Genomic DNA, 16591 nt, shown 5'->3' with positions numbered 1-16591 from the left:
ACTGTCCGTCGTTGCAAGGGCCTACCACTCTGGATAGAGCGGGAATGCTTTCATGAACTCGTTCACTTCGTTTTTAACTCTATTTATAACGTCATTATTATCAGGAGCCATTAGCACTTTGTCCAGCCATTCTGCTATTTGCGGCATGTGTTCTTCTTTCAGGCCACGAGTTGTAACTGCGGGCACACCTACACGGATGCCGGAAGTAACGAATGGGGATTTGTCGTCGAAAGGCACCATGTTCTTGTTCAGGGTAATGTCGGCCTGAACGAGGGTGTTCTCGGCTTTTTTGCCGCTGATGCCTTTGTTGCGAAGGTCGATGAGGAGCAGGTGATTGTCGGTACCACCTGATACAATATGATATCCCTTATCGGTAAAAGCTTTAGAAATGGCCTGCGCGTTTTTGATAACCTGCTTTGTGTAATCCATGTACTCGTCCTGCAGTATCTCGAAGAATGATACAGCCTTGGCTGCGATCACATGTTCCAGCGGGCCGCCTTGTGTACCTGGGAAAACTGCTAGGTCTATCAGGGCACTCATCATGCGGGTCTCGCCCTTTGGACCTTTCACGCCCCATGGATTTTCGAAATCCTGTTTCATCAGGATGATACCACCGCGAGGACCGCGCAGCGTTTTGTGTGTGGTGCTGGTCACGAAATGACAATCATCGAATGGGCTGCGCAGGTGGCCTTTAGCGATCAGGCCGGCAGGGTGGGCGATATCCGCCATCACCAGTGCGCCGACTTTGTCGGCTACTGCACGGATGCGGGCATAATCCCAGTCGCGGCTATAAGCAGACGCGCCGCAGATGATCATTTTAGGTTTATGTTCGATCGCCTGTTTTTCCAGGTGGTCGTAGTCAATTGTTCCTTCTTCTTTGGTAACGCCATAATGTACAGCGTTGTACAGTTTGCCCGAGAAGTTAACCGGAGAGCCGTGCGTCAGGTGGCCACCCATGCTCAGGTCGAGACCGAGGATAGTATCGCCCGGTTGCAGGCAGGCCAGCATCACTGCTGCATTGGCTTGCGCGCCACTGTGCGGTTGTACGTTGGCATAGTCAACCCCGAATACTTGTTTGATACGGTCGATGGCCAGTTGTTCGCTCTTGTCTACCACTTCGCAGCCACCGTAGTAGCGACGACCCGGGTAACCCTCAGCGTACTTGTTGGTCATTACGTTGCCCATAGCCTGCATTACCTGCATGCTGGTGAAGTTTTCAGAAGCTATCAGTTCCAGGCCGCGGCGCTGGCGCTCCATTTCTTCATGTATCAGTTCAAATATGGCGGTATCGCGTTGCATGTTTTTGAATTTCGGGTTGCAAAGTAGTGATTTAGGGGTGAAATGTATAGACTAAAATGAATGGTTGGTTTATATATGTGTTGTAGGTTTTTGTAGATCTTTTCGAGGAACATCGTCGAAATCCGCCCAATTTGTTGCCGATTGTTGCCGAATTGAGGTCTTTTTAAGGGAGGCAACGAGATCGCTTTGCTAGGTTGTTGTCGTTTTGGGGTGAATTTAAAATGGTGAACGACTTTTTGAATGAACGAATGAGGGATAGGTCGTTCAGGTACAAGTTCATCGCACTGCATTTTTATTAATACAAAAATACAATATTTTGTACATATTTCCAAAGATGACATGTCGAAGTATTGCAAGCAGATGCTTGTGTAGTTTTGGGGCTAAGCGAGACGCTTAGACCAGACACGACTAATCAGTAACGATTAATCCTCGTCGCGCGACACAACTCCGCTACTTGTTATTATATACTGTTTCACCGAAGCTGGAGGGGCGGTCGCATAAAACCTGCGTGCAGCGGTTAAACGGCTTTTGTCGATCTCGGTAAAACTGACCGAATTTGACTGGTTGCCACCGAGAACAAAAAATGTCTTATTGCTTTCAGCAACGTACAGCCCGACGTGAGATCCTGCAGGACGTTTGAACACCAGTACGTCTCCCAATGAGGGTTTTGGACTTGTGTTGCCCCAGTGTTCAAAACTTTTGGCTCTTAAGATATCATAACCCGTAAAAGGCATCGGCTTGTCCGTGATCTTGCATAGGTGGCTCATGTACAGCGCACACCAGGCCATTTCATCGTTTTTGTAAATATTGGAGACGCCCAGGTCTTTGGCCATATTCATAATGACCGGGTTGTTGCTGCTGGCTCCGGGATATTCTTTAAGACCGATGTAGTTCAGCGAGGCCACAATTAGTTTGGGCAGAGCACCGACTTGCTCCATGAATGAGTACTTGGCGGGTAGCATGGTGAAGGTTTTTAGTTGCAACTGTAAGTTAAGAAAAATGATGAGGTAACGCAAGTCGGCAAATGGAGTGAAAACACCTGGTAGCACAAGGCTTTTATCTCGCGAAAGTCGGGAATAGTTTTTATGCACTGATTACTAGAGCACCACAATCAAACTCAGCAATAAAAAAAGAACCACCATATGAAACCGAGGGATTTTATTACAGAATGGGAACAGGCAAAAATGAAATTGAAAAGTCAGTATCCCCACCTGACCGAAGATGACCTTGAATACCAGATAGGTAAAGAAGAAGAACTACTGCAGCGCCTGGAGAAGAAGACCGGCAAGACACGTGATGAGATCACTAAGTGGCTGCATATAATGGGCTAGTCAACGGCATTATTTTTTTGCGATTTCGTGAAAAAAGTATCACTATGAAACGCGATCTTGAAAAATCGGGTAAACAAAAAGGCTTATTTGATCCTTTTAGGGATTTTTTTGATTTTGATAATCTTATGCCGACATGGGGGCGACGAGGAAACGATATGCCGGCTGTGAATGTAGCAGAAGATGATAAGTCCTATACAGTTGACGTCGTTGCACCCGGGTTCAAAAAAGAGGATTTTCATGTCGACGTGGAAAACGATATGTTGACTATTAGCGCTGAAACACATTCGGAGCCAACGATTGAGACTAAGAGCAATAACCGACATTATACCAGGCGGGAATATAATTACAGCTCGTTCACCCGATCGTTCCGATTGCCCGATAACGCTAAAGACGACAAAATATCGGCCCGTTATGAAAATGGCGTGCTAAAGCTAGATATACCTAAGAGTGAGGAACAATCAAGAACTTCCAAAGACATACCGATAAGATAAAAGAAGAGCCGCTGACTAGCGGCTCTTCTAAAATTATTTATTGTCTTCCTTTCCCCACAAGCCTCTGCTATTTTCCCTGGCCTCGCGCTGCAGGTCCAGGAACTGATCAGCATATTTTACATTGGGGGGAACCGTATATACCATAGCGTAGCCCAGTTTTATCAGCTCTGCATTCAGGAAGGTGCCATCTTCAAGGTAGACATAGGCCAGCGTACGTTGATACTTGTCGGTGCGGGTAACATCGTATTTCAGTTGCACACGTTTACCCGTCAGGTAGCTTTTCAAAAACTCTTTGGCTTCTTTGCCATAGTAGCCGATCTTCTTGTGCCCGGTGTTGCGCGACTCCGGCGCGTCCACACCTATCAGGCGCACTTTTTCGTTGTCATCAATCCAGAAGGTATCGCCATCTATCACCTTCGTGACCTCGTGCAGTTCTTTTTCTTCGTCACTTTCCTTTACCTCGCACGAAGCAATAAACAGCAGCGGCACCAGCAGAAAAAGTAAAAGTTTTGAACGCATGTCTGCAATATAAACAACACAACGTTTATGGACGAGTCCACTGTATTTTTACTGCAGAGAGTTTATCGAGCTCCAACCGGGTATCTGAAATAACGGTGAACCCGTTCTTAATATAGAAGGGAAGGGGGGAGTTGTATATTTCCCCATTGTATTTCCTATCGTTATTGTGGTCGGCCACCCATCCGTTCAATATATTATTATTGAGTTTGAGCAATTCCAGCAGCCAGCCGCCTAAGCCCTGCTTTTGGTGGGCACTATGTATGATGATGGCGAACCAGTTGGCGTTGTCGCGCGTGAATGTAGCCGCCCAGCCTGCCAGCATATCCACATCATTAAGTAAGAGGTAGTGTTTGGCCTCAATGAGAGCAGACAGGTAATCCTCCATATCCTGGGGTGTTTGCATTATCAGCTTAACAGGATACTCCCGGTTCCATATGCTGCGTAGGGCCTCTTTGTATTCAAGCGAAAGAGTATTTGTTTCTATAGTGCGCATATGCACTAAGATACAATTCGCATGCCTTCGTATAAAAACAAATAAAGGGCTACAACTGCAGCCCTTTATCACTATAAGATGAGGTCAAATTATTTCAACACAGTCCTGCTGATAACGATCTTCTGTACCTCGCTGGTACCTTCGTATATCTGCGTGATCTTGGCATCGCGCATCAGGCGCTCTACGTGGAATTCTTTCACGTAGCCATAACCGCCGTGTATCTGTACGGCTTCGTTGGTTACCCACTGTGCAATCTCAGAAGCATACAGTTTGGCCATAGACGCAGACAGGGTATAGTCTTGTCCCTGGTCTTTGGTCCATGCTGCTTTGATCACCATCAGACGGGCGCCTTCGATGGCAGTTGCCATATCGGCCAGTTTGAATGCTACAGCCTGGTGGTTTGAAATTTCGGTACCGAAAGCTTTACGCTCTTTAGAATATTTCAACGCAAGTTCGTAAGCACCGCTGGCAATACCCAGCGCTTGTGCGGCGATACCGATACGGCCACCCGCCAGCACTTTCATCGCGAAAGTGAAACCGAAACCGTCTTCACCGATGCGGTTCTCTTTCGGAACTTTTACATCCTGGAACATGATGCTGTGCGTATCGCTACCACGGATACCCAGCTTGTTTTCTTTAGCACCTACGGTTACGCCCGGCCAGTCTTTATGAACGATCAGCGCGTTGATGCCTTTATGTTTTTTGTCAGGATAAGTCTGCGCGATAACCAGGTAGTAGTCTGCAGAGCTACCGTTTGTGATCCAGTTTTTGGTACCGTTCAGCAGGTAATAGTCGCCTTTGTCTTCAGCAGTAGTGCGCTGAGATGTGGCATCAGAACCGGCTTCAGGTTCGCTGAGCAGGAAAGCACCTAAAGCCTGGCCGCTAGCCAGTGGCGTCAGGTATTTTTGCTTTTGCTCTTCGTTGCAAAAGGTTTCAAGACCCCAGCATACCAGCGAATTGTTTACGCTCATACATACAGAAGTAGAGGCGTCGATCTTAGAGATCTCCTCCATGGCCAGTACATAAGATACGCTGTCCATGCCCGAGCCACCGTATTTAGGGTCAACCATCATACCCAAAAAGCCAAGCTCGCCCAGCTTTTTGATCTGCTCTTTAGGAAATTTCTGGTGCTCGTCGCGCTCAATAACGCCTGGCAGCAGTTCGTTTCGCGCGAAATCGCGGGCAGCCATCTGTACGGCTTTCTGCTCTTCTGTAAGTTGAAAATTCATATTAAATAATATGTTGTAGTCTTAATAAAGTGGTGCAAACGTACAGCTTTTACCCGACAAACTCAACCCGGTTACCAATTGATACCGATAGCTTCATACTCAGGTTTCAGCAGGCTGTAACAGGCCGAATCCTGTATGTCACCATCCTTGCAATAATGCCCCCGAAGCAAGCCTTCTTTGGTGAATCCAAGACCCTCGACCAGTGAAGTAGATGCGATGTTGGCAGGTCCGATAAAGGCTTCTACCCGGTTCAGGCCCATTTCGCCAAAGCCATAATGGAGAATAGCTTTCACAGCTTCCTTCATTAACCCCTTCTGTTTGAACGATTCCATATCTATACCATAACCGATCTCGGCCCGGCTATGGCGCGCCTGCCATGTGTGGAATCCGCACTTCCCGATAGTTATTCCGACTTGCTTATCTATAAGCAGGAAATTGCGGAAGCTAATGAAATGGGTTGTCATGCCCGACTGGTGTTTGGCTTTTTCCAATTCCAGTAATTGCGGTGTCAGTGCCAGTGTTGACATGATCTCATCGTCTGAGGCTTCTGACATAAAAGCTGACCATAACTCGGGCGTCAGCAATTTCAATTCAAGTCTTGGTGTGTGCAACGTGTGTGCTGCAGACAGGACGTTGGTAGATGTTGTACTCATTGTTTTTGGTATTAGGTATAAAGAAACAGCCCGGCGTTTGCCGGGCTGTTATGAAAACTGTTAACTAAGTTTAGTTTGTTAAGACATGTTTTCCTCCCGACAGACAATACGGTTGCGATACCACTCATTGTTTGAGTAGTTGCGCATGGACGTATTATTTATTGCGGTTGGTTTCATTGTACGAAGCAAATATAGCAATTTTTTGTTACAGCTGAACGCTCTTTAGTTCATCGCGATAGTCGATGATCATTTGTCCTACCTGTGTAGGATGGTCATCATATTCTTCGCTTTTCAACAGGAATTCTTTGTCGTTATACCAGACCTTATTTTCCATACTGTTGGCATCGCTGGTTTCAATATGCGTTGCATTAGTAAATGAGCCGGCCGGCGTGGTAACGCTCTGGTTCAGCGATTTTACCACTACCGATTCGTCGTTCGAATTGGTCCACTTGTCATTTACCGCTGCGCTGAATTTGTAATCCATTACAGCCTTACCTCCTTTAAAAACGTACACACCGTCAGAAGTGAACTTCAGGAAGCCATATTGAGTTTTGTTAGGATACTTCATTTCCGCGAATAGCCACTTTCCATCGCTTAATGTGCTATCGCGTAACATGGTGAGCGTGTAGTCATAGGTGGCGATCACCTGTGTGCCGGTAAGGCTGTCGTAGTCAGTTCTTGTATAGGTGAATTTCGAGCCTGCTTTTACCCCAGTTGTTGGGGTCGGGGTCGGTGTTGGGTTATCGTCATCGTCATTATTGCAGGCAACAAATACCAAAGAACCGAGGAGAAGAGTGAGAACTTGTTTTTTCATAATACTTGGTCGTTTGATGACAAAGAAAATAATTAATTATATAAAAATCAATAAGCAGTTGGCCAACAATTATCTATTTATATAAGTATAGTATTTGTGTTTATGCTTGTTTGTTGAAAAAGAAATAGCCCGGCATAAGCCGGGCTATTTTTAAAAAACGATTTTCAGTACAAATGCTTTACAGGTCTACGCTTTTCAATTCATCACGGTAGTCAATAACCATCTGTGACGATTGTGCTGGGTATTCGTCATATTCTTCGTGCTTGAGCATAAACTGGTTGTTGTTATACCACATTTTATTTTCCATGCTGTTGGCATCACTGGTTTCTATGTAAACGGCATCGGAAAATGAACCATCCGGTACGTCAACAGGGGCATTTATAGCCATTACCATGGCGGTTTCGCCGTTCGAAGTAACCCAGGTATCATTGACGGCAGCATTGAATTTAAGTTCCATTGCTGCCACACCATCTTTGAAATTGTACAAGCCATCGCTACCAAATTTAAGCAGGCTGTACTCCAGGGTAGAAGGTGTATTGGTTACAACTACAAACCAAGTTTCGCCGTTGATGTTGGTATCGCGCACAACGAGGATGGTGTAATCAAACGTATTTTCTACAAAGGAGCCGGTTTGATCAAAATCACTTCGTGTAAAGGTAAATTTAGAACCTACCTTGATCGTGTTCGTCGGAGTAGGCGTAGGTGTAGGTGCGGGCTTGTCTTCGTCATGACAGGAAGCGAATGCTACTGCAGATAGTATTAGTGTAATGAGTTGCTTTTTCATAAGGTGACACTGTTTATTAATGTAAAGGAACTGAATGTATGTTAAAGCGAGCTCAGCTATTAATAATTGTTGGCATGTCTAATCTATTAAAGCTCAGCTGCGCGCAAGGCTAATACATGGATAAGCGAAAACTATCTGAGGTGTCAATTAATGTATCTACATTTGTTGTGCAAACAACGAAATAAAACAAACTTTTAAAACAACAATTATGAAAAGAGCACTTATCCTTTTCGCCATCGCCCTGGCTCCGTTCGGAGTTATGGCACAGAAATCAAACGGCAAGCTGATAGCGGTCAACACCGCAACACCATCAAAATGGGGGCTGGACAAAGGTCACTCTAATGTGAAGTTTAGTGTAGAACACTTGGTGATATCAGAAGTGGAAGGCAACTTCAAAATGTTCAACGGTAGCATTGACGCACCTACTCCTGATTTTACCAATGCTAAAATAGACTTCACGGTAGACGTTAACAGCATTAATACAGACGATGAAAAACGTGATGCGCACCTGAAAGGCGACGACTTCTTCAACGCTGAAAAATACCCGGCCATGAAGTTTACCAGTACTTCTTTCAAAAAACTGAAAGGCAACCTGTACGAACTGGAAGGTAACATGACCATTCGCGACGTGACCAAAAAAGTAAAATTCGCAGTGATCTATGGTGGTACTGTCAAAGATCCATGGGGCAATACTAAAGCAGGTTTCAAGGCTTCCGGCAAGATCAACCGTAAAGAGTTTGGCCTGAAATGGGGGGCTGTTACCGAAACCGGTGGTGCAGTGGTAGGCGACGATGTGAATATGGTGATCAACGCAGAGTTTGCGCAACAAAAAGGATAAACGAGCTTTTTATAGTGTGGTGGTTTTAAAGACGGCGGCGGGTTTTCCCGCCGCTTTTCTGTTTATGGAATCCGCGGAATTTTTCATCTTTAGGGTAGTTAACCGTTTGAAACCTGGACCAGTTCAGTCAACATAACAACCAAACCGATGAAGAGCTGTTGCTGCACTACCGCCGTAGTGGCGACAACCACTGGCTGGGTTTGCTGTTGCAGCGGTATACTTTGCTGCTGCTGGGTGTGGCCATGAAATACCTGAAGGATAAAGAACTAGCGCAGGATGCGGTGCAGCAGATTTTCCTGAAGGCGCTAACGCATTTACCCAAAGACGAAATACAGAATTTTAAAGGATGGCTGTATGTGCTGATGCGCAACCATTGCCTTCAACACCTGCGTGACAGGCACTTTCATGCAGATGATTCCGCACTGGGAAACGTTTCTGCTACCATTACTGATAATGAAGAATTGAAGCTGAAAGAGTATACGCTGGAACAGATGAACGCGGCGCTGGAAGAACTGAACGAAGAGCAACGGAAATCAGTAGTATTGTTTTACCTGCAGAAACAGAGTTATGAGCAGATCATGCAACAGACCGGGTTTAGTTTTGCACAGGTAAAGAGCTATATTCAAAACGGTAAACGCAACCTGAAACTGATACTTTTAAAGAAACTGGGAAAACGCTAAATGAGCGGATTGGACGACATATTGAACAATGGCCATAAGGGCAAGCTGCCGGAGGAGATGCTACAGGCATATCTGGAAGGTAAGTTGGGCCCTGAACAGCAACATGAAGTAGAGAAATGGCTGGCAGAAGAAGGTATGGAGAGCGATGCCGTAGAGGGTTTAAAGGAGCTGCCGGCGCGTGAGGCCAAACAACTGGTAGACCGTCTCAACTATGACTTGCGCCACGAGCTCGGTAAAAAGACACGCCGCCATAGCGCTATTAAAGACAATCAATGGGCCTGGCTGGCGATACTGATAGTATTAATGTTGTGTGTGCTGGGGTTTGTGGTGATAAAGATGATGGGTAGATAAGCCGTGATCATTTGCAGCACTCAGCACACCTAATATTAACGCCTTGTTCAATATTTAACTTTTAAAAAAGCTGTACCTTGCAGCAGGCCTAAAAGGCCGTTTTTTGCATGGATCTTTCGGGTAAAAAGATAGTATTGGCCGTAACCGGCAGCATTGCTGCGTATAAAACGCCTGAGCTGGTGCGCCAGATGATCAAAGCAGGTGCCGAGGTGAGGGTCATTACCACTTCCGCAGCTGAGAAGTTCGTTAGCCCGCTGTCGCTGGCCACGGTGTCGAAGCACCCGGTGTACAGCAATGTAAGCGATGGTGCTGCCTGGAATAACCACGTGGAGATGGGCCGCTGGGCCGATGCCATGGTTATTGCACCCTGCAGCGCCAATACCCTGGCTAAAATGGCCAATGGCCTTTGCGACTCGTTGGTAAATGCGGTTTATCTCTCAGCAATATGTCCCGTTTTTGTAGCACCAGCTATGGATGAGGATATGTGGCTGCACCAGAGCACCCGCAATAATATTCTGAAAATACGTTCTTACGGCAATCATATCATCCCCGTAGCACATGGTGAACTGGCCAGCGGGCTGGTAGGTGAGGGGAGAATGGCCGAGCCGGCCGATATAGTAGCTCATCTTGCGAGTTTTTTCGCGAACCAGGGTAATAAACCCCTGAAAGGGAAAAAAGCGCTGGTAACTGCAGGCCCTACCTACGAAAAAATAGACCCAGTGCGGTTTATTGGTAATTTCTCGAGTGGGAAGATGGGTATTGCCATTGCTGAAGCCTTGGCTGATAAAGGAGCTGCAGTAACGCTCGTGCTGGGACCTACACATTTACAGGTTTTTCATGCAAACGTGAATGTGGTGAAGGTTGAGAGTGCAAATGAGATGTACGATGCCTGTATGTCGGTGTTTGGAGAGACGGATGTAGCTGTATTAGCCGCTGCCGTGGCAGATTACAGGCCAGACCAGGTAGCTGATCAGAAAATAAAAAAGCAGGGCGATACGTTAGATATAAGGCTGACCAAAAATAAGGATATTCTTGCCTCGTTGGGGGGAAGTAAGAAAGCAGGGCAAGTCTTGGTTGGTTTTGCTCTTGAAACGACCAACGAACTGGAGAATGCTAAGGGTAAGTTGGATGCCAAGAACGCAGATATGATCGTGCTGAACTCGCTGAAAGACGAAGGCGCCGGTTTTGGTCACGACACGAACAAAATAACTTTGGTAAGCCGCAACAACCAGCAGGCACTGCCTTTGCAAAGCAAACAGGAAGCTGCCGCGGCTATCGTTAACTATATTGTGGAATTACAACATGCTGAAAAAACTGTTTAGTGTAGTGCTGCTAAGTGCAGTAGTGATGACGGTGCAGGCACAGGAGCTTAACTGCAAAGTAAAAGTGTTGCATAATGCGATCCAGAACGTGGATAAAAGCGTGTTCACAGGTATGGAACGGGCTATTACCGACTTTTTGAACACCCGCAAGTGGACCAACGACCAATATAATGTTACTGAGCGCATCGATTGCAATATCATGATCAACATTACCAAGAAGGTAGAGGATGATATTTACGAAGCGACTTTCAATATACAAGCGTCGCGCCCTGTGTACAATTCAGGTTATGCCAGTCCGATCGTGAATTTCGTGGACAAAGACCTTGTATTCAAATACACCCAGTTCACACCGCTGGAGTATAACGACAACCGCATTTCCGGAAACGAACCACTGGTGTCGAACCTTGTGGCAACACTGGCTTTTTATAGCTATATAGTATTGGGGCTCGACTATGAGAGCTTCCAGAAAGAGGGTGGCACTGACTTTTTCAAGAAGGCACAGAATATCGCCAACAATGCACCTGAGGCGAAAGGCATTAGCGGCTGGAAACCTGTTGAAGGTAACCGTAACAGGTACTGGCTGATAGATCAAATACTCAACCCAAGGTTCAAAGTATTCAGGGATTACTGGTACACACTCCACCGCGAGTCGCTGGACAACATGTACAATAAACCTGAAGAATCGAGAAAGCTGGTGACCGATGGCCTGGTGAAACTGGCCCAGATGCACAGAGAAAATCCCGGCTCGATCCTGGTGGCGTTCTTCTTTGGCGCAAAAAGCAATGAGCTGGCCAGCATAGTATCGCAGATACCTAAAGAACAGCGTGGCATCTACATCACCATGCTGCAACAAATGGATGTGCCTAACGCGCAAAAGTATAACGCCCTCAAATAGTCAATGAAAGCTTCTTACCTGGTATTGCCGTTACTGCTGTTGTTTTCCTGCAAATCGTGGCAAAAAGACGAACCGCCTTTGCCGCCTGCAAAGATGAAACAGATATTCCTGGACCTGCACCTGGCGGAGGCGTACAGCAGTATGCTGGATGATACGCTGCACCAGTCGAGGAATAAAGATATAGACAGTCTCGCCGTGTTTTATACAGATGTATTTGCCCACCACAACGTAACCCGCGAGCAATTTGTAGAGGGTGTGAACTGGTATAAACAGCATCCGGAAGTGATGGATACGTTTTACAAGAGCCTCATAGATGATGCTACAAAACTGGAAGGGCGTTATATAAAATAGCTATTTCAGATCGGCCAGCGCTTTGCTGATACGCAGCATACCTTCTTTCAGGTTTTCTATCGATGTTGCAAACGACAGGCGTATGCAGTTTGGTTCTCCAAATGCACTGCCCCATACAGACGTAACATGCGCTTTATGCAGCAGGTACATGCTGAAGTCCTCATCGTTATTGATGGTTGTTGTGCCATCAGATTTACCGAAGAAAGAGCTGATGTTAGGGAAGGCATAGAAGGCACCTTCCGGATAGTTGATCTTTACACCGGGCATGGCTTTCAGTGCACCGATCACGTAATCACGTCGTTCGCGGAAAGCTTCTACCATCTTGTAAGTAGGTGCCAGGTCGTCTGACAGGGCTGTAATAGCCGCACGTTGTGTAACCGAATTGGCACCTGAAGTGAATTGTCCCTGTAATTTTTCGCAAGCCTGCACCAGTTCTTTAGGTGCGGCAAGGTAACCCAACCTCCAGCCCGTCATAGCAAAGCCTTTTGACATGCCATTCACTACAGCCACGCGGTCGCGCAACTCGGGGAACTGTGCGATAGATTGGTGTTTACCTGTATAGTTGATGTATTCGTAGATCTCGTCGCTGATGATAAAGCAATTGGGGTAACGCTTGAACACTTCTGCCAGTCCGGCCAGCTCAGATTGAGAATAAACGCTACCGGTTGGGTTGCACGGAGAGGAGAAAATAAATGCTTTTGTCTCTTCACTGATCGCTTCCTCCAGCATTGCAGGTGTAAGCTTAAAGTCAGTGTCGATGGTACAATTGATGTATTTAACCTTGCCTTCAGACAGTTTCACCAGCGCGCTGTATGTTACCCAATAGGGTGTTGGTATTAGCACCTCGTCGCCGGGATTTACCAGGCTGAGTATGGCATTGGCCAGTGATTGTTTGGCGCCGGTAGATACAATGATCTCGTCGATGCCATATTCAAGATTGTTATCTCTTTTCAGCTTTTTAGAAATAGCAGTGCGCAGCTCCGGCAGGCCAACTACCGGCGTGTACTTGGTAAAGCCATCGTACATGGCATGCTCTGCGGCTTTTATGATGTGGTCCGGCGTGCGAAAATCCGGCTCTCCGAGGCTAAAGTCTATAACATTAAAACCCTGCGCTTTCAACTCGCGTCCAAGCTTAGCCATTTTTATTGTCTGGGGCTCGGATACACGGTTTAATCTATCAGCTAATTGCATGTCTGGTCCTGCTATTGAGAACAGCAAATCTAAAGAAGCGTTGTGTAAAAAATAGGATTTATTTAGGCTTAGTGCTGAACGCCACCACCAGTGTAATACAGGTATAGCGACAGCGCGATAATTACCGCCAAAGCCACCGCCAACAGGATAATGGTATTCTTATAACCTTTGTTGATGGTCTTTACTTTGTGCAGTTCGCTAACGTTGTTCAGCACGTTCTCCATGCGAGAAAAAGCTGTTTCGCCCTTCACCACATAGTCATAAGCGCCATATTTCATGCTGTCTATAGCCACGTCTATTTTATCCTGGCCAGAGAGCATGATCACCTGTGTGCCCGGATATTGTTCCTTTACTTTTTTCAGCACTTGTACGCCGTTCATGGCGTCTGCTTTGTGAGAATTCAGATGATAATCCAGCACAATGATCTCGGGGTCGAGGTTCATGTGTTGCAACGCATCTTCGCCGTTGTCGTAAACCCTGATATCATAAAGGAAGCGTTCAGACAGATAGTCTTTCAACATTTCGTTCTGGATAGGCTCATCGTCTACCAGGAACATGTGGCGCTTATTGTTAGCCATAGTGCTGTGTTCAATTTCGTAGAAAAATAGAAAAAATAATTACAAAACAAAAATAACGATCAGTGATTGTGGTCACTAAGAGTTAGTAATATCCGGGCTTCTCAATTCCTCAAAAGCTTTTTCGCAAATGCGTTTCAGGTTGGTTACCAGTTCAGGCAAACGCTCGTAGTGTGCCGATTCGCCTGCTGTCTGTTCTATTAAAAATATATGACTAACATCTTCCTTCACGCCCATATACGACAGTTGCGGTTTCAGTGAATGAGCAGCAATTTTAAGCGATGGATAATCCTTTTTGTCAAGTGACTGCTCAACGTTGGTCAGTAGTCGCGGACCATTCTCCAGGAACATGCCTATGTACTTGTTCATTTTGTCCACTTTGCCGCCGGTGAACTGTTTCAGGAACTGCATATCGGTTACCTTATTGGGCAGGGGAGGCATTTGTGGAGAAGCTATAGGCTTTTTCTCCAGGTCAACCTGCGGCCTCGGCAACCTGTTCTCAAGTACGGTTGCCATCTTCAGCAATAATTCGTCAGTCTGGAATGGTTTGGATACATAAGCGTCCATCCCGGCATCGAAATATTGCTTTACATCTTCCTGCAGCACGTTGGCGGTCATGGCTATTATTTTCACATTGCGGGTAGGTGCTTGCAATTTCTTGCGAATGATGTGCGTTGCCGTTAGTCCATCCATTACAGGCATTTGTATGTCCATCAGCAGCATGTCATATTGCTCCTGCTGTACGCGGTCTACAGCCTCCTGTCCGTTTACGGCAATATCTATAGTTATTCCGGGTAGGATCTCCTTCAATGTATCCTCAGCAACCATACGGTTAAACTCATTGTCTTCAACAAGTAACAGCTTCACTTTGTTGAGACGCTGCATAGTATCGTCGTCTACTATGTCTGCAGAGGCAGCTACGGACTGGATGGATGATTCCTCGAACGGAATGATCACAGTAAACGTAGTTCCTTCGCCCAGTTTGCTCTTTACTGAAATTGTACCTTGCATCAGTTCTACCAGTTGGCGCGAAATGGTCAGTCCCAGGCCTGTACCACCAAATTTTCTGGCCACGTCTGTACCTGCTTGTGTGAAGCTTTCAAATATCTTATCTACATAGTCGGGTGCAATACCAATACCGGTGTCGGTAACATCAAACTGTATCCAGATCTTACCGTTCTCAGGTTTCTGCAGTTTTGCAGACACCTCCACATAACCTTTCTCTGTAAACTTGATGGCATTACCTGCAAGGTTGATCAGCACCTGGTTGACACGGGTCGGGTCACCTACGATACGGTTAGGTATGACGGGGTCTATTTGCAGGCGGAAGTCAACGTTTTTCTCTTCAGCTTTAAGCAGAAGCATGTCGCGCATGCTTTGCGCGATCTCGCGCAAGGCGAAATCTGTTTGTTCGATAACGATCTTGCCAGCTTCTATTTTGGACAGGTCGAGAATATCGTTGATAATAACCAGCAGGTTGTCGGCCGACTGACGTATGGCATTGAGGTATTTTTTTTGCTCGTCGCGCGGCTCGCGGCTTAGCAGCAGGCGTGTCATCCCCACGATAGCATTCATTGGTGTGCGTATCTCATGGCTCATATTGGCCATGAACTGCTGTTTGAGGTTGGCAGTGCGTTCGGCCACCTCTTTTTCTTTTTGCGCCAGTTCTATCTGCTGGCGGGTTTGCAGGTTGCGCAGCTTGTTGAAAGTGGTTTGTTTGAATATCTCCTCCTTCAGCTCCTCGTAAGCTTTCAGGTGATGGAAAGCTTTGGGTATATCGCCCATCTTATCATACAGGATAGAAAGGCCTTCGTGTACGCTCATCACGTCGTGTTTCCGCTGGTATTCATCGGCCAGCTCGAATGCCGAATCGAGGCTTTGCAGTGCCTGGCGATAATTGTTTTCCTCCATCATCATTCGCCCTATGTAGTAATGGCAAATTATCTGTACCTCGACGTTACCAAGTTCCTGTGATTGCTCGAGTGCGTTGTACAAGTATCTCGACGCCTCGGCAAAATTGTTCATCTTGTAGTACACCTTTCCGACTCCGCTGATAGACGTGATGTGCATGGCGGTGTCGGGTTCGCTATGATCAAGGTTGCCTTCAAAATAGCGTAGTGCTTCGTCGTACTGCTCTTGTTTGAAGTAGATATTCCCGAGGATATTGTACAATGAGTTAAGGCGATGCACATCGTTGGCCTTCTCGAAAATAGGCAAGCACTTCAGCGCAAACTCCAAAGCATTTTCGTAGTCGTTCAGATCGTAATTGATATAAGCGATACTGGCCAGGTTTACCGACTGCGCTACTTCGTCGCCGAGGTTCTCGTTGATAGCAAGGGCTTTTTCAAAGTAGTTCAACGCTTCGGCAAGCTCACCCTGGTCGCGGTAGATATATCCAAAGTTGTTGAGTATCCTTGCTTCCAGCGGTTTATGGTTTATCTCGCGCGCCACTTTGAGTGCCTCTTCCAGGATCGCGATGCCGTCATCATACTCGCCCTGTTGCCAGAAACACCAGCCCTTCAGGTTAAGGCCCCGGCCTTTAGCAAGCCTGTAGCCGCTTTTCTCCGATCGCGCGATCACTTCGTCGGCTATCACCGCTGCCTTGTCTACATCGAAGTTGCGCACTTCCATGGCCATTTCAATCAGCGTGTCGATGCGTGCCCGTTCGTTGTGTAGCGAGTCGTATATTTCCTGGAGTTCTTTATACCTGGGGGTGTCCATAGTTGACTGTTGTCGTATAAAATTAAAAACCCCTTGCTGTTAAGCAAGGGGCTG

The 16591-nt window shown here is 46.5% G+C and carries 19 protein-coding genes; 8 read left to right on the top strand and 11 right to left on the bottom strand.

Going from position 1 to position 16591, the window contains the following annotated elements:
* Positions 1 to 21 precede the first annotated feature (21 nt).
* Together P2W83_RS01110 and P2W83_RS01105 are read right to left on the bottom strand one after the other, a co-directional pair.
* Entirely contained in the window at positions 22 to 1299 is a 1278-nt protein-coding gene (locus tag P2W83_RS01110; protein ID WP_276131832.1) for a serine hydroxymethyltransferase, read from the bottom strand.
* Positions 1300 to 1721: 422 nt separating this feature from the next.
* On the bottom strand, positions 1722 to 2261 hold the full coding sequence (locus tag P2W83_RS01105) for a TIGR02594 family protein (protein WP_276131831.1): 540 nt from the start codon (positions 2259 to 2261) through the stop codon (positions 1722 to 1724).
* Positions 2262 to 2441: 180 nt separating this feature from the next.
* On the opposite strand from P2W83_RS01105, the gene P2W83_RS01100 reads away from it, so the two are divergent.
* Positions 2442 to 2630 carry a CsbD family protein gene (locus P2W83_RS01100; protein WP_276131830.1) on the top strand — a complete coding sequence of 63 codons (189 nt, stop codon included), beginning with the start codon at positions 2442 to 2444 and terminating at the stop codon, positions 2628 to 2630.
* Positions 2631 to 2674: 44 nt separating this feature from the next.
* Positions 2675 to 3121 (top strand): Hsp20/alpha crystallin family protein, encoded by a 447-nt coding sequence (locus P2W83_RS01095; RefSeq protein ID WP_276131829.1) that lies wholly within the window; start codon positions 2675 to 2677, stop codon positions 3119 to 3121.
* Positions 3122 to 3154: 33 nt separating this feature from the next.
* Here the strand turns inward: P2W83_RS01095 and P2W83_RS01090 are convergent, their stop codons facing one another.
* From P2W83_RS01090 to P2W83_RS01065, 6 genes are all read right to left on the bottom strand, one after another.
* On the bottom strand, positions 3155 to 3640 hold the full coding sequence (locus P2W83_RS01090) for a thermonuclease family protein (protein ID WP_276131828.1): 486 nt from the start codon (positions 3638 to 3640) through the stop codon (positions 3155 to 3157).
* Between the two features lie 25 nt (positions 3641 to 3665).
* Positions 3666 to 4133, bottom strand: coding sequence for a GNAT family N-acetyltransferase (locus P2W83_RS01085; RefSeq protein WP_276131827.1), 468 nt, complete (start codon positions 4131 to 4133; stop codon positions 3666 to 3668).
* A gap of 89 nt (positions 4134 to 4222) precedes the next feature.
* The gene (locus tag P2W83_RS01080; RefSeq protein WP_276131826.1) at positions 4223 to 5362 is read right to left on the bottom strand and encodes an acyl-CoA dehydrogenase; all 1140 of its coding nucleotides are present in this window, start codon (positions 5360 to 5362) and stop codon (positions 4223 to 4225) included.
* A gap of 71 nt (positions 5363 to 5433) precedes the next feature.
* Positions 5434 to 6015, bottom strand: coding sequence for a GNAT family N-acetyltransferase (locus P2W83_RS01075; RefSeq protein ID WP_276131825.1), 582 nt, complete (start codon positions 6013 to 6015; stop codon positions 5434 to 5436).
* Positions 6016 to 6220: 205 nt separating this feature from the next.
* On the bottom strand, positions 6221 to 6829 hold the full coding sequence (locus P2W83_RS01070; protein WP_276131824.1) for a hypothetical protein: 609 nt from the start codon (positions 6827 to 6829) through the stop codon (positions 6221 to 6223).
* 178 nt (positions 6830 to 7007) lie between these two features.
* On the bottom strand, positions 7008 to 7613 hold the full coding sequence (locus P2W83_RS01065) for a hypothetical protein (protein ID WP_276131823.1): 606 nt from the start codon (positions 7611 to 7613) through the stop codon (positions 7008 to 7010).
* Between the two features lie 208 nt (positions 7614 to 7821).
* Here P2W83_RS01065 and P2W83_RS01060 point away from each other — a divergent pair, with 208 nt between their 5' ends.
* From P2W83_RS01060 to P2W83_RS01035, 6 genes are all read left to right on the top strand, one after another.
* The gene (locus tag P2W83_RS01060) at positions 7822 to 8451 is read left to right on the top strand and encodes a YceI family protein (RefSeq protein WP_276131822.1); all 630 of its coding nucleotides are present in this window, start codon (positions 7822 to 7824) and stop codon (positions 8449 to 8451) included.
* A gap of 158 nt (positions 8452 to 8609) precedes the next feature.
* On the top strand, positions 8610 to 9131 hold the full coding sequence (locus tag P2W83_RS01055; RefSeq protein WP_276131821.1) for an RNA polymerase sigma factor: 522 nt from the start codon (positions 8610 to 8612) through the stop codon (positions 9129 to 9131).
* On the top strand, positions 9132 to 9482 hold the full coding sequence (locus P2W83_RS01050; RefSeq protein ID WP_276131820.1) for an anti-sigma factor: 351 nt from the start codon (positions 9132 to 9134) through the stop codon (positions 9480 to 9482). It abuts the gene before it with no gap.
* A 107-nt stretch (positions 9483 to 9589) separates the two neighbouring features.
* The gene (coaBC, locus tag P2W83_RS01045) at positions 9590 to 10804 is read left to right on the top strand and encodes a bifunctional phosphopantothenoylcysteine decarboxylase/phosphopantothenate--cysteine ligase CoaBC (RefSeq protein WP_276131819.1); all 1215 of its coding nucleotides are present in this window, start codon (positions 9590 to 9592) and stop codon (positions 10802 to 10804) included.
* Positions 10785 to 11699, top strand: a complete 915-nt coding sequence (gene porD, locus P2W83_RS01040) for a type IX secretion system protein PorD (RefSeq protein ID WP_276131818.1) — start codon at positions 10785 to 10787, stop codon at positions 11697 to 11699. The genes coaBC and porD overlap by 20 nt, the downstream gene beginning before the upstream one ends.
* A 3-nt stretch (positions 11700 to 11702) precedes the next feature.
* On the top strand, positions 11703 to 12050 hold the full coding sequence (locus P2W83_RS01035) for a DUF4296 domain-containing protein (RefSeq protein WP_276131817.1): 348 nt from the start codon (positions 11703 to 11705) through the stop codon (positions 12048 to 12050).
* Here the strand turns inward: P2W83_RS01035 and P2W83_RS01030 are convergent, their stop codons facing one another.
* From P2W83_RS01030 to P2W83_RS01020, 3 genes are all read right to left on the bottom strand, one after another.
* Positions 12051 to 13190 carry a pyridoxal phosphate-dependent aminotransferase gene (locus P2W83_RS01030; RefSeq protein WP_276131816.1) on the bottom strand — a complete coding sequence of 380 codons (1140 nt, stop codon included), beginning with the start codon at positions 13188 to 13190 and terminating at the stop codon, positions 12051 to 12053.
* Between the two features lie 119 nt (positions 13191 to 13309).
* Positions 13310 to 13819 (bottom strand): response regulator, encoded by a 510-nt coding sequence (locus tag P2W83_RS01025; RefSeq protein ID WP_276131815.1) that lies wholly within the window; start codon positions 13817 to 13819, stop codon positions 13310 to 13312.
* Between the two features lie 75 nt (positions 13820 to 13894).
* Entirely contained in the window at positions 13895 to 16537 is a 2643-nt protein-coding gene (locus P2W83_RS01020; RefSeq protein ID WP_276131814.1) for a tetratricopeptide repeat-containing hybrid sensor histidine kinase/response regulator, read from the bottom strand.
* Positions 16538 to 16591: the final 54 nt, after the last annotated feature.

It is taken from the genome of Polluticoccus soli, assembly GCF_029269745.1.
GTDB classification, from domain to species: domain Bacteria; phylum Bacteroidota; class Bacteroidia; order Chitinophagales; family Chitinophagaceae; genus Polluticoccus; species Polluticoccus soli.
Note: the sequence above shows the minus strand (reverse complement) of the source record. Positions and strands in the feature narration are given on the sequence as shown.